Annotated in this window: 2 protein-coding genes; both read right to left on the reverse strand. The window is 73.8% G+C overall.

Going from position 1 to position 25,526, the window contains the following annotated elements:
- Positions 1 to 50: 50 nt before the first annotated feature.
- Positions 51 to 14,837 carry a type I polyketide synthase gene (locus OG570_RS43870; protein ID WP_442788355.1) on the reverse strand — a complete coding sequence of 4,929 codons (14,787 nt, stop codon included), beginning with the start codon at positions 14,835 to 14,837 and terminating at the stop codon, positions 51 to 53.
- Positions 14,838 to 15,219: 382 nt separating this feature from the next.
- On the reverse strand, positions 15,220 to 25,518 hold the full coding sequence (locus OG570_RS43875) for an SDR family NAD(P)-dependent oxidoreductase (protein ID WP_326960325.1): 10,299 nt from the start codon (positions 25,516 to 25,518) through the stop codon (positions 15,220 to 15,222).
- Positions 25,519 to 25,526: the final 8 nt, after the last annotated feature.

Genomic DNA, 25,526 nt, shown 5'->3' on the forward strand with positions numbered 1-25,526 from the left:
TAACCCCTACCGGAGACCCTAGGGGTGCGAGATCTCCGGCAGGGCGGTGGTCAGGAAAGCTGGGCGAGCCAGTCGTTGACGTGCTTGGCGACGACCTCGGCGTGCTCTTCCAGCATCGTGTAGTGATTTCCTTCGGTCTCCGCCTCGGTGGTGGCGGAAACCCACTTCGACCGCCAGTCTCCGGCGGGCCATTCCGGCATCGGCTCGGCCGCGGTGACGAGCAGGACCGGAACGGTGACTTCGGGGGCGCGCCATTGTTCGAACAGCCGGAAATAAGCGCCCATCGCGGTGAGCCGGTCGTCGTCGACCGGCGCGTACCGGCCGTCGCGGTCGGCCATGCCGCCCATCAGGCCGGGCAGCAGCGCGTCGATGCCGTCGCCGCCCGGCGCGTACCCGTCGAGAACGACCAGCGCCTGCGGGCGCAGGCCACGTTCCGCCAGCCGCGCGGTGACGGCGTGGGCGAGAACCGCCCCCGACGAATGCCCGGCCAGCACGAACGGCCCGTCGCCGGCCCGCTCGGCGACGGCGTCGGCGATCAGCTCGACCGCCGCCTCCGCCGAGGCCGGAAGTGCCTCCCCGGTCCCGAATCCGGGCACCGACAGCGACGACACGCCACGCACGCCACGCAGCGCGGCGCCGATCCCGGCGTACTGGTGCGGACCGGAGATGGCGGTCATCGACGGGACGCAGATCAGGCTCGGCTCGGCCGTCTCCGGCGCCAGCCGCACCAGCGACGCGGCGGGCGTGCCGGTGGGCCGGAACCGCGACGCCGTCATCAGCATGCTGACGAAGTCGCCCGCCTGCCCCTGGGCGCAGGCTTGCCGGAACAACGCGCCGAGCGTGCTTTCGGCCGGTTTGACGGAGGACGTGCCCGCGAGCCGCTCCGCCAGGTGCCCGGCCAGCGCGTTCGGCGTGCCGAACTCGTAGACGAGCGCGGGCGGCAGGTCGAGACCGGTCAGCTCGGTGAGCCGGTTGCGCAGCTCGACCGCGGTGAGCGAGGCGAACCCGAGTTCGAGGAACTCGCGATCAGCCTCGACGGCGTCCGCGGAACGGTGACCGAGCACGAACGCGGCCTGCTCACGGACGACGCCGAGCAGGATCTCGACCCGCTCAGCGGCGGTCGCCGAGCCGAGCCCCTCCAGCGCGCCGAGGCGGACCGGTTCCGGCTTGGCCTCGACGACGGGGGCCAGCACGTCCAGGAACGCGGCTGGCCGGGTGGCACGCAGCGCGGGAGCCACGGCGGCCCAGTCGACGTCGGCCAGCACGAGCCCGCGCTCCCCTCGCCCCGCCGCGGCACGCACCGCGGCCAGCAGGTGCCGCGGATCGAGCGGAGCCACACCAGGCGTGGTCGGCGTGCCCTCCCACGGCCCGGTGGCGACACACAGCGTGCCGGCCCCCCGCTGCTGGGCGAGCGCCATGAGCCGAGCACCGGCCGCGGCGTCGACCGCCGCACCCGCCCCACCCCAGACGCACGCACCCGGCACGAGCACCAGGAACGCCCCGACGTCATCGCCGACTTCAAGCGCTTCGGCGACCTGCTCCTGCACGGCCGCTTCGAACGCGGCCGGCGTGAGCGTGTCCAGCGGCGCGGGCGAGGACGGCGTCACGAGGTGAACGACCGTACGAGCGCCCGCGGTGACATCGCGGGTCGGTTCGACGCCGAGGCCGACGAGCCAGTCCTCGACCGACTCCGAGACCGCCCCGGTGAGCAGCACCTGACCTTCCGGCATCCACGGCGCACCCGCGTCGTCCTCGCGCCCACCGCCGGTGAGCACCAGACCATCCGGCGCCGATGACTTACCCGCGTCGCCGAGCGGCGCGCGCACCAGCCGCCGGGCCAGCACGCCCGCCGGCCGCACCGCGACCTCCTCCTCGCGGCCGCCGCCGGTGAGCACCGCGCCCACCCGCCTCCAGTCCGCGGCCGTGGGCGCGGCGGGCAGGTCGAGCAGGCCACCCCAGCGGTGCGGGTACTCCTGCGCGGCCACCTGGCCGAGCGCCCAGACCTGCGCCGCACCCGGCGCAGGCACCGCGTCGGCCGTCCCGGTCCGGACGGCGCCGCTGGTCAGGCACCACAGCGGCGCCTCGACCCCGGCGTCGCCGAGCGCCTGGACCAGCGCGGTGCTGAGCGCGAGCCCGTGCGTCTCGTCCAGCGACAGCAGCGAAAGGACGCCGCCGACCGGGCTGTCGAGCACCGTGCGCAGGCCGCCCGCGAGCAGGTCGCGGTCGGCGTCGGTGTCGTCCAGCGCCACCCCGGCCGCGGTCGCGCCGAGGCTTTCGAGCAGCCGCACGGCACCGGCGACACGCTCGTCCTCGGCGTGCGCGGCGGGCGCCACGACGAGCCAGGTGCCCGACGTCATGCCACCGGCCGGCTCGGGGATCGAGTGCCATTCGGCCCGGTACCGCCAGCTGTCCACAGTGGACTCGGTGCGCCGGCGGCGGTGCCACGCGGACAGCGCCGGGAGCACGGTGTCGAGCGCGGCCCGGCCGTCCTCGCCGACGTTCAGCGCTTCAGCCAGCGCACCGGCGTCGGCACGTTCGACCGAGGCCCAGAACGCCGAGTCGGGCGCCGTCGCGGCGGCCACGGGTGCTTCGGCCCGCAGCCAGTAGTGCTCCCGCTGGAACGCGTAGGTGGGCAGGTCCGCCCGGCTCCCGCCCCAGCCCGCGGCCCGCGCCGGCCAGTCGAGCCGGACGCCGCGGACGTGCAGCGCGGCCAGCGCCGCGGCGAACGCGGCCGGTTCCGGCCGGTCGCCCCGCAGGGCCGGGACGACCAGGACCGCCGGGTCGTGGTCGAGCGACTCGCGGGTGAGGCCGGACAGCGGCGCGTCCGGTCCCAGCTCGACGAACGTCCGGACGCCCAGGTCGTGCAGCGCGGCGACGCCGTCGGCGAACCGGACCGCGGCGCGGACGTGCCGGACCCAGTAGTCCGCGTCCACCTCGGTGAGCAGCTCGCCGGTGACGTTCGAGACTATCGGTATAACCGACTTACCGTAAGACAGAGACTCCGCTATACCGCGGAACTCCTCGAGCATCGGCTGCATCCGCGCGGAGTGGAACGCGTGGCTGACGCTCAGCCGCTTGGTCTTGCGGCCGAGGCCGCGGAAGTGCTCGGCCAGCGCGAGCACGGCGTCCTCGTCACCGGAGACCACAGTGGACTTCGGGCCGTTGAGCGCGGCGATCGAAACGCCGTCGCCCAGGTGCGCGTGAACCTCGTCCTCACCGGCCTGCACCGCGACCATCGCGCCGCCCGCGGGCAGCGCCTCCATCAGCCGGGCCCGGGCGGTGATCAGCTCGGCCGCGTCGGCCAGCGACAGCACCCCGCCGACGTGCGCGGCGGCGATCTCGCCGACCGAGTGCCCGAGCAGGTACGCCGGGCGCAGCCCCGCGTGCTCGGCCAGCCGGTACAGCGCGACCTCGATCGCGAACAGCGCCGGCTGCGTGTAGCCGGTGCGGTCGAGCAGGTCCGGCTCGTCGATGATCGTCTTCAGTGGACGGTCGAGGTGCCGGTCCAGCGCCGCGCAGACGTCGTCGAACGCGGCGGCGAACACCGGCTCGGTCGCGTACAGCTCGCGGCCCATGCCGGCACGCTGGCTGCCCTGCCCCGAGAACAGCACAGCCACCGCCCCGGCGTGCCCCGACGTCCCGCGCAGGACACCCGGGCCGTCGGAGCCCTCGGCCACGGCGCGGACGCCGTCGAGCAGCTCGTCGCGGTCGGCGCCGAGCACGACGGCCCGGTGCTCCCAGGTGGCGCGGTGCGCGGCGAGGGTCCGTGCGACCGCGACCGCGGACAGCTCCGGTTCCCCGGCGACGTGACCGGCCAGCCGGTCCGCCTGCTCGCGCAGCGCGGCCGCGGTCCGCCCGGAGATCAGCCAAGACAGCACCGAAGAGTCCTCAGTGGACTCTTCGGGCGCGGCAACCGAAGGCGCCTGCTCGATGATCGCGTGGGCGTTGGTGCCGCTCACGCCGAACGACGAGACGCCGGCCCGGCGCGGCCGGCCGGTCTCCGGCCACGCGCGCTCCTCGGTCAGCAGCTCGACCGAACCCGCCGTCCAGTCCACTTGGGACGACGGCGCGTCGACGTGCAGCGTCTTCGGCAGCACGCCGTGGCGCAGCGCCTCGACCATCTTGATGATGCCGCCGACGCCCGCCGCCGCTTGGGTGTGGCCGATGTTGGACTTCAGTGACCCCAGCAACAGCGGTTCGCCGGAGCGGTCCTGGCCGTAGGTCTCCAGCAGCGCCTGCGCTTCGATCGGGTCGCCCAGCTTCGTGCCGGTGCCGTGCGCTTCGACGGCGTCGACGTCCGAAGTAGACAGACCGGCCGCGGCCAGCGCCTGGCGGATCACCCGCTGCTGCGCCGGGCCGTTCGGCGCGGTGAGGCCGTTGGACGCGCCGTCCTGGTTCACCGCCGTGCCGCGGACGACCGCGAGCACCTCGTGGCCGTTGCGCCGCGCGTCCGACAGCCGCTCCAGCAGCAGCATGCCGGCGCCCTCGCCCCAGCCCGTGCCGTCGGCGGCGTCGGCGAACGACTTGCACCGACCGTCGGAGGAAAGGCCGCGCTGGCGGGAGAACTCGATGAACACGTTCGGCGTGGCCAGCACGGTGACGCCGCCGGCCAGCGCGAGCTCGCACTCGCCGGACCGCAGGGCCTGCGCCGCGAGGTGCAGCGCGACCAGCGACGACGAGCACGCCGTGTCGACGGTGACCGCCGGGCCTTCGAGCCCGAAGGTGTACGACAGCCGCCCGGACGCGACGCTGCCTGAGGTGCCGGTGCCGAGGTAGCCCTCGACGCCCTCCGGCACGGAAGCCAGCGAAGTCGCGTAGTCGTGGTACATCACGCCGGCGAAGACGCCGGTCCGGCTGCCGCGCAACGTGCCCGGGTCGATCCCGGCGCGCTCGAAGGCCTCCCACGACGTCTCCAGCAGCAACCGCTGCTGCGGGTCCATCGCGATCGCCTCACGCGGCGAGATGCCGAAGAAGGCCGCGTCGAACTCGCCCGCGTCGTAGAGGAAAGCGCCTTCACGGGCGTACGAGGTGCCCTGGTTGTCCGGGTCGTCGTCGAAGAGGCCGGCGACGTCCCAGCCGCGGTCGGCCGGGAAGACCGAGATCGCGTCGGTGCCCTCGGACACCAGCCGCCACAGGTCCTGCGGGCCGCGCACGCCGCCCGGGTACCGGCAGCCCATGCCGACGATCACGACCGGGTCGTCGGCCGTGGCCGCCTTCCGGGTCACCGGCCCGGTCCGGGCCGTGCCGGCCAGCCGGCGGTCGAGCTCGGCGGCCAGCGCCGCGGGCGCCGGGTAGTCGAAGACCATCGTCGCGGGCAGCCGGAGGCCGGTGGCCGCGCCGAGCCGATTGCGCAGCTCGACCGCGGTCAGCGAGTCGAAGCCCAGCTCGCGGAACGCGCGGTCCGGGTCGACCGCCTCGGCCGACGCGTGCCCGGCGACCGCGGCGGCCTGGCCGCGGACCAGGTCGAGCAGGAACGCCGCGCGCTCGGCGGCGGGCAGGCCCGCCAGCCGCGCCTCGACCGAGTCGACCTCGGCCGCGCCCGCGAGCGCCGCCGTCCGCCGGCCCGGCGCGCGGACCAGGCCGCGCATGACCGGCGGGATCATCCCGGCCGCGGCCTGCTTGCGCAGCGCCGGGACGTCGAGCCGCATCGGCACGACCAGCGCGTCCGGCGAACCGATGGCCGCGTCGAACAACGCCATGCCCTGCGCCGACGACAGCGGGGCGACCCCGCCGCGGCTCATCCGGCGGACGTCGGCGTCGTCGAGGTCGCCGGTGAGCGCACTGCGCTCCTCCCAGAAACCCCAGGCCAGCGAGACCGCGGGCTTACCCTCGGCGCGCCGGCGCTGGGCCAGGGCGTCGACCACGGCGTTGGCCGCCGCGTAGTTGGCCTGCCCGGCGCTGCCGAGCAGCCCGGCCGCCGAGGAGAACAGCACGAACGCGCGCAGGTCGCGGTCCGCCGTCAGCTCGTCCAGGTGCAGCGCCGCGTCCGCCTTGGGCCGCAGCACGGTGTCGAGGCGCGCTTCGGTCTGCGCCTCGACGACGCCGTCGTCGAGGACCGCCGCCGCGTGGATCACCGCGGTCAGGTCGGGCACCCCGGCGAGCAGCTCGGCCAGGGCGTCGCGGTTGGCGACGTCGCAGGCCGCGATGGTCACCTCGGCACCCAGCCCGGTCAGCTCGGCGGCCAGCTCCGGCGCGCCCGGCGCCGCCCAGCCCTGACGGCCGGTCAGCAGCAGCCGGCGGACGCCGTGCGTGGTCACCAGGTGCCGGGCCAGCAGCGAGCCGATCGTGCCGATGGCGCCGGTCAGCAGGACCGTGCCGTCGCCGCCCAGGGCGTCCACAGTGGACTCGGCGGGCGCCAGCCGCGGCACCAGGACCCGGTCGCCGCGGATCGCCCGCTGCGGCTCGTCGCCGGTCAGCGCGCCGGCCGGGATCGAGCCCGCCGGGTCGAGGTCGAGCAGCAGGAACCGGCCCGGGTGCTCGGACTGCGTCGAGCGGAGCAGGCCCCAGACGGCCGCGGCCGCGACGTCGGGCGACTCGCCGTCGATCGCGACGGCGCCGCACGTGACCAGCACCAGCTGTCCGGTGAAGCGCTCGTCGGCCAGCCAGCCGCGCACCAGTTTCAGCGCGCGTCCGGCGTTCGCCCGGACGTCGTCCGCGGCGAAGCTGACCAGCACCAGCTCGGGCTGGTCGGCCTCGGCGAGGGCGTTCGGCGTGTCGTGGCAGACCGCGCCGAACGCGCCTGCCAGGCCGAACGGGTCCTCGCCGAGCACCGCGACGGACGGCGTCTCTTCGGCGACCGGGACGTCGGTCCACGTGACGCGGAAGAGCGAGTCCGCGGCGGACGACCGCGCCGGAGCCGCCATCGGCCGCAGCACCAGCGACTCCACCGACACCACCGGCCGGCCCGCCGGGTCGGACGCCGACAGCGCGAGGCCGTCGGTTCCGGACGGCGCGAGCCGGACCCGCAGCGCACTGGCACCGGAAGCATGCAGCGTGACCCCGGTCCAGGCGAACGGCAGGCGCCCGCCCTCGACCAGTCCCAGCCCGGCGGCCTGGACGGCGGCGTCGAGCAGGGCCGGGTGCAGGCCGAACGCGGCCGCGTCGGCGCCGTCGGGCAGCGAGACCTCGGCGAACACCTCCACCCCGCGCCGCCAAGCGGCGGTCAGGCCCTGGAACACCGGGCCGTAGGCGAACCCGTAGTCGGCCAGGCCGTCGTAGTAGCCCTCCAGCGACACCGCTTCGGCGCCGGCGGGCGGCCACTCGGTGTCCACTTCGGACTCCACCGCGCCGGAACCGAGCACCCCGGACGCGTGGCGCGTCCACGCCTGCTCGTCCAGCGACTGCTCTTCCCGCGAGTACACCGTGAACGCGCGCATCCCGTTCGGGTCCGGCTCGCCGACGACGATCTGGAGCAGCACGTGGCCGGTCTCGGGCAGCACCAGCGGGGCGTGCAGGGTCAGCTCGTCGAGGCGGTCGCAGCCGGACTGGTCGCCGGCCCGGATCGCCAATTCGACGAACGCGGTCCCCGGCAGCAGCACCGCGTCGCCGACGACGTGGTCGGCCAGCCACGGGTGCGTCTGCCCGGAGAGCCGGCCGGTGCACAGGTACCCGGCGTTCTCGGCGAACCCGACCGCGGCGCCCAGCAGCGGGTGCGCGACGGCACCCAGTCCGGCCGACGACACGTCCGCGAACGCGGGTGCGGCCGGCTCCGGCCAGTAGTGCTCGTGCTGGAAGGCGTAGGTCGGCAGGTCGGCGCGGCGGGCGCCGGAGCCGGCGAACACCGCGGCCCAGTCGACGGTGACGCCGTGCGCGAACGCCTCGGCCAGCGCGAGCAGCATGCGGTCGCGGCCACCCTCGTCACGGCGCAGCGTGCCGCTGACGGTGGCCGTCGAACCGGCGTCGTCGATGGTCTGCTGGATCCCGACGGTCAGCACCGGGTGGGCGCTGACCTCGACGAACGACTCGTGGCCCAGCGCCAGCAGGGCGCGGGTGACCTCCTCGAACCGGACCTGCTGCCGCAGGTTGCGGTACCAGTACACGGCGTCCAAAGTGGACGTCTCGACCGGACCGCCGGTGACGGTGGAGTGGAACACCGTGTCGGTGTCGCGCGGCCGGATCGGGGCGAGCAGCCGCAGCAGCTCGTCTTCGATGGTCTCGACGTGCCCGCAGTGCGACGCGTAGTCGACGGCGATCCGGCGCGCGCGGACGTGGTGGCCGCGGCAGTGCTCGACCAGCTCGTCGAGCGCGTCGGCGTCGCCGGACACGACGGTCGCTTCGGGCCCGTTGACCGCGGCGACGGAGATCCGCCCGGTCCACCCGGCCAGGAGTTCTTCCGCACCGGCGCGGGAAAGCGCGAGCGAGACCATCCCGCCGCGACCGGACAGCGCCAGGATCGCCTGGCTGCGCAACGCGACGACGCGGGCGGCGTCCGAAAGGGACAGTGCCCCCGCGACGGCGGCCGCCGCGATCTCGCCCTGCGAGTGCCCGATCACCGCGGCCGGGCGGACGCCGTAGGCGCGCCAGACCTCGGCCAGCGAGACGTTGATCGCCCACAGCACCGGCTGCACGACGTCGACCCGCTCGATGGGTACGGCCGCGCGGACGACGTCCAGGAGCTGAAAGTCGACGAACGGGGCCAGCGCGGCGGCACACTCGGCCATCCGCGCGGCGAACACCGGCTCGGTCTCCAGCAGCTCGACGGCCATGCCGGGCCACTGCGAACCCTGGCCGGGGAACACGAACACCGGCCGCTCGCCGCGGGCGAACCCCTGCGAGACGCCGTGCCCGGCGATGCCGCCGGCCAGCGCGGCGAGCCGCTCCTTCAGCTCATCGGCGTCGCGCCCCACCACGACCGCGCGGTGCTCGAACACCGACCGCGTGGTGGCCAGCGCGTGGCCGACGTCGACCGGGTGGCCGTCCACAGTGGCCAATCGTGCGGCCTGGGCTCGCAGCGCGCCTTCTGTCCGCGCAGTCAGAACCCAGGGAATCGCGCCTTGGTAGGTGGGTTCGACGGTCTCGGCATCCATTTCGGACGGTGCTTCGATGATCGCGTGCGCGTTGGTTCCGCTGACGCCGAACGCCGACACTGCGGCGCGACGCGGACGGCCCGTCTCCGGCCACGCGCGCTCCTCGGCGAGCAGTTCGACCGCGCCCGAGGCCCAGTCGACGTGCGGGGTCGGCTCGTCGATGTGCAGCGAGCGCGGCAGGACACCGTGCTGGATGGCCTGGACCATCTTGATCACGCCACCGACGCCGGCCGCGGCCTGCGTGTGTCCGATGTTCGACTTGAGCGAGCCGAGCCAGAGCGGTTCCGTGCGCTCGCGGCCGTAGGTGGCCAGCAGGGCCTGCGCCTCCACCGGGTCGCCGAGCGTGGTGCCGGTGCCGTGCCCTTCGACGACGTCGACGTCCGAAGTGGACAGTCCGGCGTTGGCCAGGGCCTGGCGGATCACCTTCTGCTGCGCGGGCCCGTTCGGCGCGGTGAGGCCGTTGGACGCGCCGTCGGAGTTGACCGCGCTGCCCCGGACGATCGCGAGCACCGGGTGCCCGTTGCGGCGGGCGTCGGAAAGCCGTTCCACGACGAGCATCCCGGCGCCCTCGCCCCAGGCCGTGCCGTCGGCGGCGGACGCGTACGGCTTGCACCGGCCGTCCTTGGCCAGCCCGCGCTGGCGGGAGAACTCGACGAACGGCCCCGGCGTCGGCATCACCTGCACGCCGCCAGCCAGCGCCATCGAGCACTCGCCGCTGCGCAGCGCCTGCACGGCCCAGTGCAGCGCGACCAGCGACGACGAACACGCCGTGTCCACGGTGACCGCCGGGCCCTCGAGGCCGAGCGTGTAGGCGATCCGGCCGGACATCACGCTGGACGACGTGCCGGTGAGCATGTAGCCCTCGGCGTTCGCCGTGCTGCTGGTGAGCACCGAGGTGTAGTCCTGGGTGGCCCCGCCGACGAACACGCCGGACCGGCTGCCGCGCAGGGTTTCCGGGTCGATCCCGGCGCGTTCCAGCGCCTCCCAGGCGATCTCCAGCAGCAGCCGCTGCTGCGGGTCCATGCTGAGCGCCTCACGCGGCGTGATCCCGAAGAACCCGGCGTCGAACAGGCCCGCTTCGTGCAGGAAAGCGCCTTCACGGGTGTAGCTCGTGCCGGCCGACTCGGGGTCGTCGTCGTACAGCGCGTCCAGCGCCCAGCCGCGGTTGTCGGGGAACGTCGAGATCGCGTCGCGACCTTCGGCGACGAGGTCCCACAGCTGCTCCGGCGTCGAGATCCCGCCCGGGTAGCGGCAGGCCATCGCGACGATCGCGATCGGCTCGTCGGTGGCCCCGACGGCGGTGACCTGCGCCGCGTCGGCCGCGACGCCGAGCACCTCGGCCCGCAGGAACTCCGCGAGCACCCGGGGCGAGGGGTAGTCGAACACCAGCGTCGTGGGCAGGGTCAGGCCGGTGACGGCCGTCAGCCGGTTGCGCAGCTCGACCGCGGTCAGCGAGTCGAAGCCGAGCTCACGGAACGCCTTCTGCGCGCCGAGGCCGTCCGCGCCGGCGAAGCCGAGCACCGCGGCGGCGTGCTGTGAGATCAGGTCGACCAGGAGGTCTTCCTGGTCGGCGGCCGACATCCCGCTCAGCCGCGCGTGCAGTGCGGACGCCTCGGGCGTGCGCTCGGCGGCGGCCTGCTCGGCCGCCGCCCGGAGCGCGCGGACCGCGGGCAGCTCGTCGAGCAGCGGGCGCGGCCGGGCCGCGGTGAACGCCGGGTAGAACCGCTCCCAGACGACGTCGGCGACGGCCAGGAACGTCTCGTCGCGCTCCAAAGCCTGGCGCAGCGCGGCGATCGCGAGCTTCGGGTCCATGGCCGGGACGCCGCGGCGGCGCATCTGCTCCCCCGCCTCGCCCTCGGCCATGCCGCCGTCGGCCCAGGCGCCCCACGCGATGGAGGTGGCCTTGAGCCCGCGGGCGCGACGCTGCTCGGCGAAGGCGTCGAGGAAGGCGTTGGCCGCGGCGTACGCGCCCTGGCCACCGCCGCCCCAGACGCCCGCGTTGGAGGAGAAGAGCACGAAGGCGTCCAGCTTGGGGAAGACGTCTTCGAGCGCCTGCGCACCGCTGATCTTGGCGGTGGCGATCCGGGCCAGGTCGTCGAGGATCAGGTCGTCGACGGCGCCGGTCTCGCCGAGGCCGGCCGCGTGGAAGACCGCGGTGACCGGGCCGTCCAGGCTCGCGGCGAGCGCGGTGAGGGCGTCGCGGTCGGCGGCGTCGCAGGCCGCGACGGTGACGCGGGTGCCCAGCTCGGTCAGCTCGGCGGCCAGTTCGGCCGCGCCCGGGGCGTCCGCGCCGCGACGGCTGGTGAGCACGACGTGCGCGGCCCCGGCGGACGCGAGCCAGCGGGCGACGTGCGCGCCGATCGCGCCGGTGCCGCCGGTGATCAGGACGGTCGCGCCGTCCGGCCGCCAGCCCTGCCGACGCGAGACGGTCCCCGCGGCGGGCGCGGGCACCAGCCGTCGCGCGAGGACGCCGTTGTCGCGCACGGCGACCTGGTCCTCGGTGCCGGTCAGCACGGCGGCGAGCCGGGCGGCGGCGCGGTCGGAGACCTCGGCGGGCAGGTCGACCAGGCCGCCCCAGCGCTCGGGCCGTTCCAGGCCGAACACCCGGCCCAGGCCCCAGACCGCGGCCTGGGCCGCGGACGAGACCGGCGCGACCGCACCGGCGGTGGCGATCCACAGTGGAGTGTCACCCAGGGCCCGCATCAGCTCGGCGGTGGCCGCCAGCCCAGCGGGGACCGACGCGGCGTCCGGGTGCGGACGCTCATCCAGCGCCAGCAAGGAAAGCACGCCGTCGACGGGCTGGGCTTCCTGGTCGATACCGGTCACGACGCGGACGTCGACACCGGCCGCGCGCAGCGCCTCGGGCCACGCAGTCTCGACGCCTTCGGGGACGACGACGAGCCAGGTGCCCTGCGGGATCCCGGCCGTTTCCGGCAGCGGGTTCCACGCGATCCGGTACCGCCAGCCATCCACAGTGGACTCTTCGGCGGCCCGGCTGCGCCAGGCCGACAACGCGGGCAGCACCGCACTCAGCGGGTCGTCGGCGTCGACGGCCAGCGTCGCGACCAGCTCCCCCAGATCGCCGCGGTCGACGGCGGCCCAGAAGGCGGACTCGAGCGCGTTCGTGGCCCCGAACGCCGCGCCGGCGGGGAGTTCCGGCGCGTCGAGCCAGTACCGCGCCCGCTGGAACGGGTACGTCGGCAGGTCGACCCGCTTCGGGCTGATCCCGGCGAAGAGCACGGACCAGTCCGGCGACGCCCCGGCCGCGATGGCCGCGGCGAGCGCGTGCCGCACGGTCGTCTCTTCGTCACGCGCGGCCCGCAGCGCCGGGACGGCGGTGACGGTGCCGGTCAGGCACTCTTGCGCCATCGCGCAGAGGATGCCGTCCGGCCCCAGCTCGACGAACGTCGTGACACCGCGCTCTTCGAGCGTGCGGACACCGTCGGCGAACCGGACCGCACGACGGACGTGGCGCACCCAGTAGTCCGGGTCGGCCAGCTCTTCGGCGGTGGCGAGGCGTCCGGACACATTGGACACGATCGGAATGCGGGGCTCCTGGTAGGTCAGGGTTTCCGCGACGGCGTAGAAGTCCTCCAGCATCGCGTCCATGCGGGGCGAGTGGAAGGCGTGGCTGACCGTGAGCAGCTTGGTCTTGCGGCCCAGGGCGGTGAAGTGGTCGGCGACGGCGAGCACGGCGTCGTCGTCACCGGAGATGACCGTCGAAGCCGGGCTGTTGAGCGCGGCGACGCTCACCGCGTCGGTCAGCAGCGGCGTGATCTCGTCTTCGGTGGCCTGGATCGCCACCATCGCACCGCCTTCGGGCAGCGCCTGCATCAGCTCACCGCGCGCGGCGACCAACGCGACCGCGGCCGGCAGGTCCAGCACGCCCGCGACGTGCGCGGCCGCGATCTCGCCGATCGAGTGCCCGATCAGGAAGTCCGGCGTGACGCCGAAGTGCTCGAACAGCCGGAACAACGCGACCTCGACGGCGAACAGCGCGGCCTGCGTGTAACGGGTCTTGTCCAGCAGCCGCTCGGGGTCGTCGAACAGGACTGTCTTGAGTGGAGTGTCCAACCGGGACCCGAACGCGGCGCAGACGGCGTCCAGCGCCTCGGCGAACGCGGGCTGGGTAGCGTACAGCTCGCGGCCCATGCCGACGCGCTGGCTGCCCTGGCCGGTGAACAGGAACGCGGTCTTGGCGCCGGCGACCCCGGTGATCGCGCCGGGCTCCCCCGCGGCGATCGCGTCAAGGGCGTCGAGGACCTCACCGGGTTCGTCGGCGAGGACGACCGCGCGGTGCTCGTGCAACGTCCGGGTGGTGGCGAGCGAGTAGGCGACCTCGGTGACGTCGAACTCGTCAAGCTGGTCACGCAGTTGCGCGGCCTGGGCGCGCAAGGCCGCGTCGGACCGGCCCGAGACGACCAGCGGAACCCGCCGGCCGTCGTTGGTGGGCTCGTCGACCTCGGCGGGTTCGGCCTGCTCGACGATCACGTGCGCGTTGGTGCCACTGAACCCGAACGAGCTGATCCCGGCACGTCGGGCGCGGTCGACGTCCGGCCACGCGCGCTCTTCGGCGAGCAGCTCGACGGCGCCGGACTCCCAGTCGACGTGCGGGGTCGGCTCGGCCAGGTGCAGGGTCTTGGGCAGGACGCCGTGGCGCATCGCCTCGACCATCTTGATGATCCCGGCAACGCCGGCCGCGGCCTGGGTGTGGCCGAGGTTCGACTTGATCGACCCGAGCAGCAGCGGCTCGCCGACGCGGTCCTGGCCGTAGGTCGCGAGCAGCGCCTGGGCTTCGATCGGGTCGCCCAGCTGAGTCCCGGTGCCGTGCGCCTCGACGACGTCGACGTCCGAAGTGGACAGTCCGGCGTTCGCCAGCGCCTGGTGGATCACGCGCTGCTGCGACGGCCCGTTAGGCGCGGTCAAGCCGTTGGAAGCGCCGTCCTGATTAACCGCGGACCCGCGAACGACGGCCAGCACGGGGTGGCCGTTACGACGAGCGTCAGACAGCTTCTCCAGCAACAGCACGCCGGCGCCTTCACCCCAGCCGGTGCCGTCGGCATCCGCGGAAAAGGCCTTGCACCGGCCGTCGGAGGCGAGCCCGCGCTGCCGGCTGAACTCGACGAACGCCCCCGGCGACGCCATCACCGTCACGCCACCGGCCAGGGCGAGCGTGCATTCCCCATTGCGCAGAGCCTGCGCGGCGAGGTGCACGGCGACCAGCGAAGACGAACAGGCCGTGTCCACGGTGACCGCCGGCCCCTCGAGCCCGAGCGCGTAGGACACGCGGCCGGTGACAACACTGCCCGCGGTACCGGTGGACAGATACCCCTCGACGCCCTCAGGCACAGCCAACAGCCGAGTCGCGTAGTCGTGGTACATGACGCCGGCAAACACACCGACACGACTGCCGCGCACGGCGGCGGGCGGAATCCCGGCGCGCTCGAAGGCCTCCCACGACGTCTCGAGCAGCAACCGCTGCTGCGGATCCATCGCGACGGCCTCACGCGGCGAGATCCCGAAGAACTCGGGGTCGAACTGCGCGGCATCGTGCAGGAACCCGCCCTCACGGGTGTAGCTCGTGCCCGCGGCATCGGGATCGTCGTCGTAGAGCGCGTCAAGGTCCCAGCCGCGGTCGGCGGGAAACCCGCTGACACCATCCCGCCCCTCGGCGACCAGCCGCCAGAGGTCCGCGGGCGTACGCACCCCACCGGGATACCGGCACCCCATCGCCACAATCGCGATCGGCTCCTGCGCCCCGGCTTCGGCCTCACGCAGGCGGCGCCGCGTCTCGTGCAGGTCAGCGGTCACCCGCTTGAGGAAGTACCTGAGCTTGTCATCGTTCTGTTCGGTCATGTCAGCGCGCCCCTCAGCGTCGAGCCGTAGAAGTCTGTGTGCCGCCGAGCCCCAGCTCCGGCGTGCCGCCCGTTCCCGTCGGCCAGTCGGCCGTTGGCGATGGTGAGTCGGCCGCTCCCGGCGGCAGATCGGCTACGCCCGGCGTGTTGGCCACTCAGGTCAGCGAGTCGGTCGATCCCGTCAGCGAGTCGGCTACTCCGGTTGGCGAGTTGGCCACTCAGGTCAGCGAGTCGGCCACTCCGGTTGGCGAGTTGGCCGCTTCGGGCGGCGTGTTGGCCACTCCGGTTGGTGAGTCGGCCGTCAGTGTGTCGGCCGTCGGTGGTCGTGAGTCGAGTGGTCATGAGATACCGAACTCCTTGCCGATGAAGTCGAAGATCTCGTCGTCCGAGGCCACTTCCAGGTCTTCGGCGACCGACTGCTCCTCTTCCGGTTCCGGCTCCGCCCAGGCGGAGGCCAACCCGCGGAGGCGGCCGGCGATCCGGGCTCGGCCGGACTCGTCCGGCACGACCTGCGTCAGCGCGGCACCGAGCCGGTCCAGCTCGGCCAAGAGCGCGGTGATCGCGGCCGTGCCGTCCGGGGCCAGGTCGGCCGCGAGCCGCGCGGCCAGGTCCAGCGGGGTCGGGTGGTCGAACACCAGCGTCGCGGGCATCCGCAGCCCGGTGACCACGGCCAGCCGGTTCCGCAGCTCCACCGCCGTCAGCGAGTCGAACCCCAGCTCCTTGAACGCCCGGGCCGGCTCGACCAGGTCGGCGTCGGCGTGCCCGAGCACCGCGGCGACCTGCCCGCGGACCAGGTCCAGCAGGATCCGCTCACGGTCCTCGGCCGACGCGGTCGACAGCCGCGCGGCCAGCGCCGCCCCGGCCCCCGCCGAGACGTCCGCGCCGCGCCGCGCGGGAACCCGGACGAGACCCCGCAGCAACGCGGGCACCTCACCCTGCGCGCGAGCCGCGGCGAGGTCGAGCCGCACCGGCACGAGCGCCGGGTCGCCGGTCGCAACCGCCGTGTCGAACAGCGCCAGACCCTCCTCCGCGGACAGTGCGGCGACGCCACCCCGGTGCAGACGCCGGACGTCGGCGCTCCCGGCCATGCCGTCGTCCCACAAGCCCCAGGCGAGCGACGTCGCCGGCAGCCCTTGGGCGTGCCGGTGTGCGGCCAGCGCGTCGAGGAAAGCGTTTGCGGCGGCGTAGTTCCCCTGCCCCGCGTTGCCGAACACGCCGGCCGCGGAGGAGAACAGGACGAACGCGTCGAGGTCGCCGGTCAGCTCGTGCAGGTTGACCGCGGCGTCGACCTTCGGCCGCAGCACGGCGCCGACCCGCTCGGGCGTGAGCGCCGACAGGACACCGTCGTCGAGCACACCGGCCGCGTGCACGACGGCGGTCACCGGGTGCTCGGCCAACACCGCGGCCAGGGCGTCGCGGTCGGCGACGTCACAGGCAAGCATCCGCACCTCGGCCCCCAGTCCCGAGAGTTCGGCCGCCAGCTCGGCGTCCGCACCCCGACGGCTGAGCAGCAGCAGGTCACGGACGTCGTGTGCGGTGACCAAGTGCCGCGCGAGCACCCGGCCGAGCGCGCCGGTCGCACCGGTGAGCAGCACCCGGCCACCGGGCCGGAACCGCAGCGCGTCCTCCGGCCGCGACACCCGCGCCAGCCGCGGCGCGAAGACGTCCCCGGCACGCACGACCAGCTGCGGCTCATCGGTGGCCAACGCCCCGGCCAGCGCCTTCGAGGACTCGACGTCGTCGTCGAGGTCGGCCAGCCGGAACCGGCCGGGCTCCTCGGACTGCGCGGTGCGGATGAGACCCCAGACCGCAGCGGCGGCGGGGTCCGGCACGGTGTCACCCTCGGCCGCGGCGACCGCGCCCCGGGTGAGCAGCACCAGCTGGGTCGCGGCGAACCGCTCGTCCGCGAGCACGGCCTGGACCAGCGCCAATGCGAACCCGGTGGTCTCGTGCGCGGCCGCGGCGGTAAGCCCGCCGACGACCGGCACGACCAACGTGTCCGGCGCCGGTCCGCCGTCGTCAAGGACATCGGTGAGCGCAGCGAAGTCCGCATGGGCCACCGCCCCGATCGCCTCAGCCACGGCCAGGTCGCCGGTGAGCAGGGCAAGCTGCCGGACGCCGTGGGCAACCGGCGCAACGGGCTGCCAGCCGATCCGGAACAGCGACTCGACGCTGCCCCCAGCCGGCAGCGCAAGCGGCCGAACCACCAGCGACTCGACGCGGGCGACCGGCGTACCGGCGTGATCGGTGACGTCGAGCGCGATCGCGTCCGCGCCGGCCGGACGCAGCCGGACCCGCAGCGCGGTGGCCCCGGTGGCGTACAGGGAGACGCCGGACCAGGAGAACGGCAGCCGCGGCCCACCGTCTCCCCCGGTCTTCGTGCTCCCCCGCGACATCGCGTGCAACGCGGCGTCGAGCAGCGCCGGGTGCAGGCCGAACGCCGTTGCGTCGGCATCATCGGGCAGCGCGACCTCGGCGTAGACGTCCTCGCCGTCCCGCCAGATCGCCCGCAGCCCTTGGAACGCCGGCCCGTAGTCAAATCCCGCCAGCGTCAGGTCGTCGTAAATTCCCTCTACCGCAACAGATTCGGCACCCACGGGCGGCCACTCGGCAAGCATCTCCGGGACGGCCGCACCGCTCGCAAGGGCACCGGTGGCATGCACGGTCCACGGCTCACCGTCCCCGGTGCGCGAGTGCAGCGCGAGTTCCCGGACCCCGGACTCGCCGGGGGCCCCGACGGAAAGCTGCAGCTGGACGGAACCCTGCTCGGGCAGGACCAACGGCGCCGCGAGCGTCAGCTCCTCGACGCGATCGCAGCCGACCTGGTCACCGGCCCGCAGCGCGAGTTCGACGAACGCGGTGCCAGGCAGCAACACGGTGCCCCCAACAGCGTGGTCGGCCAGCCACGGGTGGGTCCGCCGCGACAGCAACCCGGTGAACACGACGGAGTCGTCGCCGGCCAGGTCAACACTCGCACCGAGCAACGGATGCCCGGCGGCACCAAGCCCCGCCGACGCGACATCACCGACCATCGCCGGCGGGTGCAGCCAGAACCATTCACGCTGGAAGGCATAGGTCGGCAGGGCAACCCGCCGCGCCCCGGTCCCGGCGAACACCGTCGTCCAGTCCGTGGTGGCGCCCGCCGCGATCGCGGCGCCAAGGGCGGTGACCGCCGAGGCGACCTCCGGACGGCCCTTGCGCAGCGCCGGGACCGCCGTCGCAACCACGGTGTCCTGGGCCATCGCGGACAACACGCCGTCCGGCCCCAGCTCCACGAACGTCGTGACCCCGGCCGCCTCCAACGTCCGCACGCCATCTACGAACCGCACGGCCTCACGAACGTGCCGCACCCAGTAGTCAGCGTCGAACTCGGCGATCAACTCACCGGTGACGTTCGAGACAATCGGTATAACCGTCTTACCGTAAGACAGAGACTCCGCTATACCGCGGAACTCCTCCAGCATCGGATCCATCAACGGCGAGTGGAACGCGTGGCTCACCGTCAGCCGCTTCGTCTTACGGTCAGCGAAGTGCCCAGCGATCGCCAGCACCTCGGCCTCGTCACCCGAAATGACCGTCGACTCCGGACCGTTCAACGCCGCAACGGTCACACGGTCTGACAGATATACCGAAACCTCGTCCTCGGTCGCCTGCAGGGCCACCATCGCCCCACCGGACGGCAGCGCCTGCATCAGCCGCCCCCGCACGGCGACCAGCGTCACCGCGTCGGCCAGCGACAGCACCCCGCCGACGTGAGCAGCGACGATCTCGCCGATGGAGTGCCCAGCCAGGTACCCCGGCTTGACGCCCCAGCTCTCGAACAGCCGGAACAGCGCCACCTCGACCGCGAACAACGCGGCCTGGGTGTAGTCGGTCCGGTCCAACAGCGCGTTCTCGTCGAAGAGAACCGTCTTCAGTGGAGTGTCCAAAGTGAACTCAGAACACACCGCGTCCAGAGCAGAAGCGAACACCGGGAACGCGTCGTACAACTCGCGCCCCATGCCCGAACGCTGGCTGCCCTGGCCGGTGAACAAGAACGCCAAGCCACCAGCGGTGGCGCCGGTCTCCACCGCACCCAAGGCATCCAGCAGCGCGCCGGGCTCCTCGGCGGTAAGCACCACCCGACGCTCGTGCAGCGTCCGGGTCGTGGCCTGCGAGAACGCGACGTCGGCGACACGGAAGTCCGTACCCGCCAGGTGGTCACGCAGCCGTCGTGCCTGCGAGCGCAGCGCAGCGTCGGTGCGGCCGGAGACGACCACCGGCACCGCACGATCCACTCCCGGCACGACGCGTGAAGGCTCAACAGGCGCCTGCTCGATGATCGTGTGCGCGTTGGTCCCGCTGAAACCGAACGACGACACCGCCGCGCGCCGCGGCCGGTCCACCGACGGCCAGGCCCGCTGCTCGGTCAGCAGCGAGACCTCGCCGGCCGACCAGTCGACGTGCGGGGTCGGCTCGCCGACGTGCAGCGTCCGCGGCACCACGCCACGGCGCATCGCCTCGACCACCTTGATGATCCCGGCGACGCCGGCCGCGGCCTGCGTGTGCCCCAGGTTCGACTTGACCGAGCCCAGCAGCAGCGGTTCGCCGGCGCGGTCTGCGCCGTACGTGGCCAGCAGTGCCTGCGCCTCGATCGGGTCGCCCAGCGACGTCCCGGTACCGTGCGCTTCGACGACGTCGACGTCCGAAGTGGACAGACCGGCGTCGGCAAGGGCCTGGCGGATCACGCGTTGCTGCGACGGGCCGTTCGGCGCGGTCAAGCCGTTGGACGCACCGTCCTGGTTGATCGCACTCCCCCGGACCACCGCGAGCACCTCGTGACCGTTGCGCCGCGCGTCCGACAGCCGCTCCAGCAGCAGCACGCCGGCACCCTCGGCCCAGCCCGTGCCGTCCGCGTCGGCCGAGAACGCCTTGCAGCGACCGTCGGACGCGAGCCCGCGCTGGCGGCTGAACTCGACGAACGCGCCCGGCGTCGCCATCACCGTCACACCACCGGCCAGCGCCATCGTGCATTCGCCGGAGCGCAGGGCCTGCGCGGCCAGGTGCACCGCGACCAAAGAGGACGAACACGCCGTGTCGACCGTGACCGCGGGGCCTTCCAGACCGAGCACATAGGACACTCGGCCGGAGGCGACGCTGCCCGACCCGCCGGTGCCCAGGTAGCCCTCGACGCCCGGCGGAATCGCGGGCAGCCGCGACAGGTAGTCGTGGTACATCACGCCGGCGAACACGCCGGTTTTGCTGCCGCGCAGGGAAGTCGGGTCGATCCCGGCCCGCTCGACGGCCTCCCACGACGTCTCCAGCAGCAACCGCTGCTGCGGGTCCATCGCGATCGCCTCACGCGGCGAAATGCCGAAGAACGCCGGGTCGAACTCACCCGCGTCGTAGACGAACCCGCCCTCGGAAGCGTGACTGCTGCCCTCGCGATCCGGGTCGCCGCCGAAGAGCCCGGAGACGTCCCAGCCGCGGTCGTCCGGGAACGCCGAGATCGCGTCCCGGCCGTCGCGCACCAGGTCCCACAGGTCCTCGGGGCTGCGCACGCCGCCGGGGTAACGGCAGGCGGCCGCGACGATCGCGATCGGCTCGTCGACGCCGGTCTTCGCGGTGACCGCCTCGGCTTCGGCGACCTCGCCGAGCAGGTCGGTCCGGAGCTGCCCGGCCAGCGCGGCCGGGGTCGGGTAGTCGAAGATCAGCGTCGCGGGCAGCCGCAGCCCGGTGGCCGCGCCGAGCCGGTTGCGCAGTTCGACGGCGGTCAGCGAGTCGAACCCGCTGTCACCGAAGGTGCGGGTGACGTCGACGTCCTCGACGGCCGCGTGCCCGAGCACGGCGGCGATCTGCGTTCGCAGCGTCGCCAGCACCAGGGCTTCGCGGTCGGCTTCGGGCGTGGCGGCGAGCTTGCGCGCCAGCGGCGAGCCGGTCGGCCCGGCCGCCGCGGTCCGTCGCGCGGCCGTGCGGATCAGCCCGCGCAGCAGCGGCGGAACGTCCCCGCCGGCCCGGATGCCGGCCAGGTCCAGCCGGATCGGCACGACCAGGGCCCGCCCGGCGTCCGCGTCGAGCAGTGCCAGTCCGTCCTCCGTGGACAGTGCGGCGACCCCGCCGCGGCCCAGCCGGCCGACGTCGGCGCCGTCGATCATGCCGTCGTCCCACAGGCCCCAGGCCAGCGACGTCGCGGCCAGGCCCTGGGCGCGCCGGTGGGCCGCGAGAGCGTCGAGGAAAGCATTTGCGGCGGCGTAGTTGCCCTGGCCGGCATTGCCGAAGACCCCGGCGGCGGAGGAGAACAGCACGAACGCGTCGAGGTCTTCGGTCAGCTCGTGCAGGTTGAGCGCCGCGTCGGCCTTCGGGCGCAGGACGGCGTCCAGGCGATCGGCCGTCAGCGTGGACAGCACTCCGTCGTCGAGGATCCCGGCGGCGTGCACGACGGCGGTCACCGGGTGCTCGGCCAGCAACGCAGCCAGCGCAGCACGGTTAGCGACGTCGCACGCGGCCACGGTCACCTCGGCGCCCAGCTCACGCAGCTCCGCCATCAGCTCGGACGCGCCGGGCGCATCCGGCCCACGACGGCTAATCAGCAGCAGCCGCCGGACGCCGTGCGCCGCGACCAAGTGCCGGGCAACCGCGCTGCCAAGCGCGCCAGTGGCGCCGGTGACCAGCACAGTCCCATGAGGACGGAGCCCGGCGAAGGTGCCGCCAGACGCGCTCACCCGAGTCAGCCGCGGCGCGAGCACTCGGCCGCCGCGGACCGCGACATACGGCTCACCAGCGGAAACGGCGGTCGACAGCGCGACCGAGCCGTCGGTGTCGACGAGCGCGATGCGGCCCGGGTGCTCAGCCTGCGCCGACCGCACGAGGCCCCCAGCGGCCGCACCGGCGAGGTCGGTGACGTCCTCGCCGGGCAGCACCGCGGCGCCGCGGGTGAGCACGACCAGCGACGTCTCGGCGAAGCGGACGTCGGTGAGCAGGGTCTGCAGCAGCGCCAGAGCGAGGTGCCCGCGCTCGTGGACGTCGCCGGCGAGGTTCAGCACCAGCACGTCCGGCGCCGACTCCAGCTCTTCGTCCAACTCGAGAAAGTCGTCGTAACGCTCGATGTCCAGACCAGCGTCCGGGCCCAGCAGCACCCAGCGGCCGTCGACGGTCGTCTCGGCGGGCACCGGCACCCAGTCGACGCCGAACAGCGCGTCGGTGCCGCGCTCGACACTTCCCAGCGGACGCAGGGCCAGCGACGACACGGTCGCGACGGGTGCGCCGGTGCCGTCGGCGACGGTCAGCGCGACCCCGTCCACAGTGGACTTAAGACGAACCCGCAGCTCAGTGGCACCGGTGGCGTGCAGCGCTACACCGGACCACGCGAACGGCAGGTGCGCCTGGCCCGGCTCGACGAACGCGCCGAGCCCGATGGCGTGCAGCGCGGCGTCGAGCAGCGCGGGGTGCAGCGCGAACCCGGCCGCCGCGCGCTCGTCGGGCAGCGCGACCTCGGCGTAGACGTCCTCGCCACGGCGCCAGGCCGCGCGCAGCCCCTGGAACGACGGCCCGTAGCCGAAGCCGGCCTCGGCGAGCGCGGCGTAGTGGCCGGACAGGTCGATCGGGTCGCCGGCCGGGGGCCAGTCCCCCAGCGGCTCGGCCGGGATCTCCGACGCGGTCAAGGTGCCTTCGGCGTGCCGCGTCCACGGCTCGTCGGCGAGCGCGCTTTCGAGTCGCGAGTGGACGGTCAGCGGGTACCGGCCCTGCTCGTCCGCAGTACCGACCCACACCTGCAGGTGGACGGCGTCGCGCTCGGGCAGCACCAGCGGCGCGTGCAGCGTCAGCTCGTCGACGCTCCGCGCGCCGATCTGGTCGCCGGCCCGCACCGCGAGCTCGACGAACGCGGTCCCGGGCAGCAGCACGGTGCCGCCGACGGCGTGGTCGGCCAGCCACGGGTGGCTGTCCAGCGCGAGCCGGCCGGTGAGCAGCAGGCCACCGTCGGCACCGGCGACGCCCACCGCGGCGCCGAGCAGCGGGTGGTCGGCCGGGCCGAGGCCGAACCCGGTGGCCGAGCCGGTGAAGGTCCGCGCCGGGTACAGCCAGAAGTGCTCCTTCTGGAACCGGTAGGTGGGCAGATCGACCCGCGCGTGGTCGCCGGGCAGCAGCCGCGTCCAGTCGACGCGCGCGCCGGTCGCCCAGGCCAGGCCGAGCGCGGCCACGGCGGTCTCGGGCTCGGGACGGCCGGCGCGCAACACGGGCAGCGCCTGGACGCCTTCAACGGTCTGAGAGGTGAGCGCGGAGAGAACGCCGTCGGGGCCCAGTTCGACGAACGTGCGGGCGCCGGCCTCGTGCGCGGCGGTCACGGCGTCGGCGAACCGGACGGTCTCGCGGACGTTCCGCACCCAGTACCCGGGGTCGGCCAGCTGCGTACCCAGATCCACCGAGGACACCACGGGGATTCGCGGTTCGTTGTAGGTGAGGGACTCCGCGACCGCCCGGAACTCCGCCAGCATCGGGTCCATCAGCGGCGAGTGGAACGCGTGGCTCACGGTGAGCCGCTTGGTCTTGCGCTCGGTGAAGTGCGCGGCGACGGCGAGCACCGCGTCCTCGTCACCCGAGAGCACCGTCGACATCGGACCGTTCACGGCGGCGATCGCCACCCGGTCCGTCAGGTGCGGGACGACCTCGGCCTCGGACGCCTGGACGGCCAGCATTGCACCGCCCTCGGGCAGCGCCTGCATCAGCCGGCCGCGCGCCGTGACGAGCTTGGCCGCGTCGTCGAGCGACAGCACCCCGGCGACGTGCGCGGCGGCGATCTCACCGATCGAATGCCCGATCACCAGGTCCGGCCGCAGGCCCCAGTGCTCGACGAGCCGGAACAGCGCCACCTCGACGGCGAACAGTGCGGCCTGGGTGTACCGCGTCTGGTTCAGCCGCTCGGCGTTGTCGCCGAACACGACGTCGCGGTCCAGCTCCAGGCGCTCACAAACGGCGTCGAACGCGGCCGCGAACTCCGGATAGGCGACATACAGCTCGCGCCCCATGCCGATCCGCTGACTGCCCTGCCCGGTGAACAGGAGCGCCAGTTTCCCCTCCCCGGCAACCCCCGTGACGGTGGTGTCGCCGACCAGTACCGCGCGGTGCTCGTGCGCGGCCCGTCCGGTCGCCAGCGCGTGGGCGACGTCGGCGGGGTCGGCCGTCAGCTCGCGGATCGCCTCGACCTGCGCGGCGAGCGCTTCCGGCGAACGAGCCGACACGACCCGCGGCACCGCCGGAACGTCCACTCGCGACAGTGCGGTCGGTTCTTCCGCCGGCGCCTGCTCGATGATGGTGTGCGCGTTGGTCCCGCTGAACCCGAACGACGACACACCGGCGCGGCGCGGCCGGTCCACCGACGGCCACTCACGCCGCTCGGTGAGCAGCTCCACCGCACCCGCCGACCAGTCGATGTGCGGCGACGGCTCGCCGACGTGCAGGGTCTGAGGCAGGACCCCGTGGCGGATGGCCTGGACCATCTTGATCACGCCGCCCACGCCGGCGGCGGCCTGCGCGTGCCCGATGTTGGACTTGAACGACCCCAGCCACAGCGGCTCGCCGGCGCGCTCGGCGCCGTAGGTCGCGAGCAGCGCCTGAGCCTCGATCGGGTCGCCGAGCGTGGTGCCGGTGCCGTGCGCTTCGACGGCGTCGACGTCCGCTGTGGACAGTCGCGCATCGGCCAGCGCCTGGCGGATCACGCGCTGCTGCGACGGACCGTTGGGCGCGGTCAGGCCGCTGCTGGCGCCGTCGGAGTTGACCGCGCTCCCCCGGAGCACCGCGAGCACCGGATGCCCGTTGCGACGCGCGTCGGAAAGCCTTTCCAGCAGCAGCATCCCGGCGCCTTCGGCCCAGCCGGTGCCGTCCGCGTCGGCGGAGAACGCCTTGCAGCGACCGTCGGCGGCGAGTCCGCGCTGACGGCTGAAGTCGATGAACGCGGCCGGGGTGGACATCACCGTCACGCCGCCGGCCAGCGCCATCGTGCACTCCTGGCGGCGCAGCGCCTGGCACGCCCAGTGCATCGCGACCAAAGAGGACGAGCACGCGGTGTCGACGGTGACCGCCGGGCCCTCCAGCCCGAACGTGAACGACACCCGGCCCGAGGCGACGCTGCCGGAGCTGCCGGTGCCGAGGTAACCCTCGACGCCTTCGGGCACCATCGGCAGCCGCGAGGCGTAGTCGTGGTACATCACGCCGGCGAAGACGCCGGTCCGGCTGCCGCGCAACGAGACCGGGTCGATGCCGGCCCGCTCGAAGGCCTCCCACGACGTCTCCAGCAGCAGCCGTTGCTGCGGGTCCATGGCGAGCGCCTCACGCGGGCTGATCCCGAAGAACGCCGGGTCGAACTCGGCCGCGTCGTGCAGGAACCCGCCCTCGGCCGAGTATGACGTGCCGGCGTGGTCGGGGTCCGGGTGGTACAGCTTCTCGACGTCCCAGCCGCGGTCGCGCGGGAACGGCGTCACACCGTCCACACCGGACTCGACGAGCTGCCACAGGTCCTCCGGGCTCGTGATCCCGCCCGGGTAGCGGCAGCTCATCGCGACGATCGCGATCGGCTCGGCCTCGACCTCCTGCAGTCGCTGCCGGGTCTGGGCCAGGTCGGCGGTCACCCGCTTGAGGTAATCGCGGAGTTTCTCTTCGTTCACCATGGCTG

The sequence above is a fragment of the Amycolatopsis sp. NBC_01286 genome (genome assembly GCF_035982555.1).
In the GTDB taxonomy this organism is placed as follows: Bacteria; Actinomycetota; Actinomycetes; order Mycobacteriales; family Pseudonocardiaceae; genus Amycolatopsis.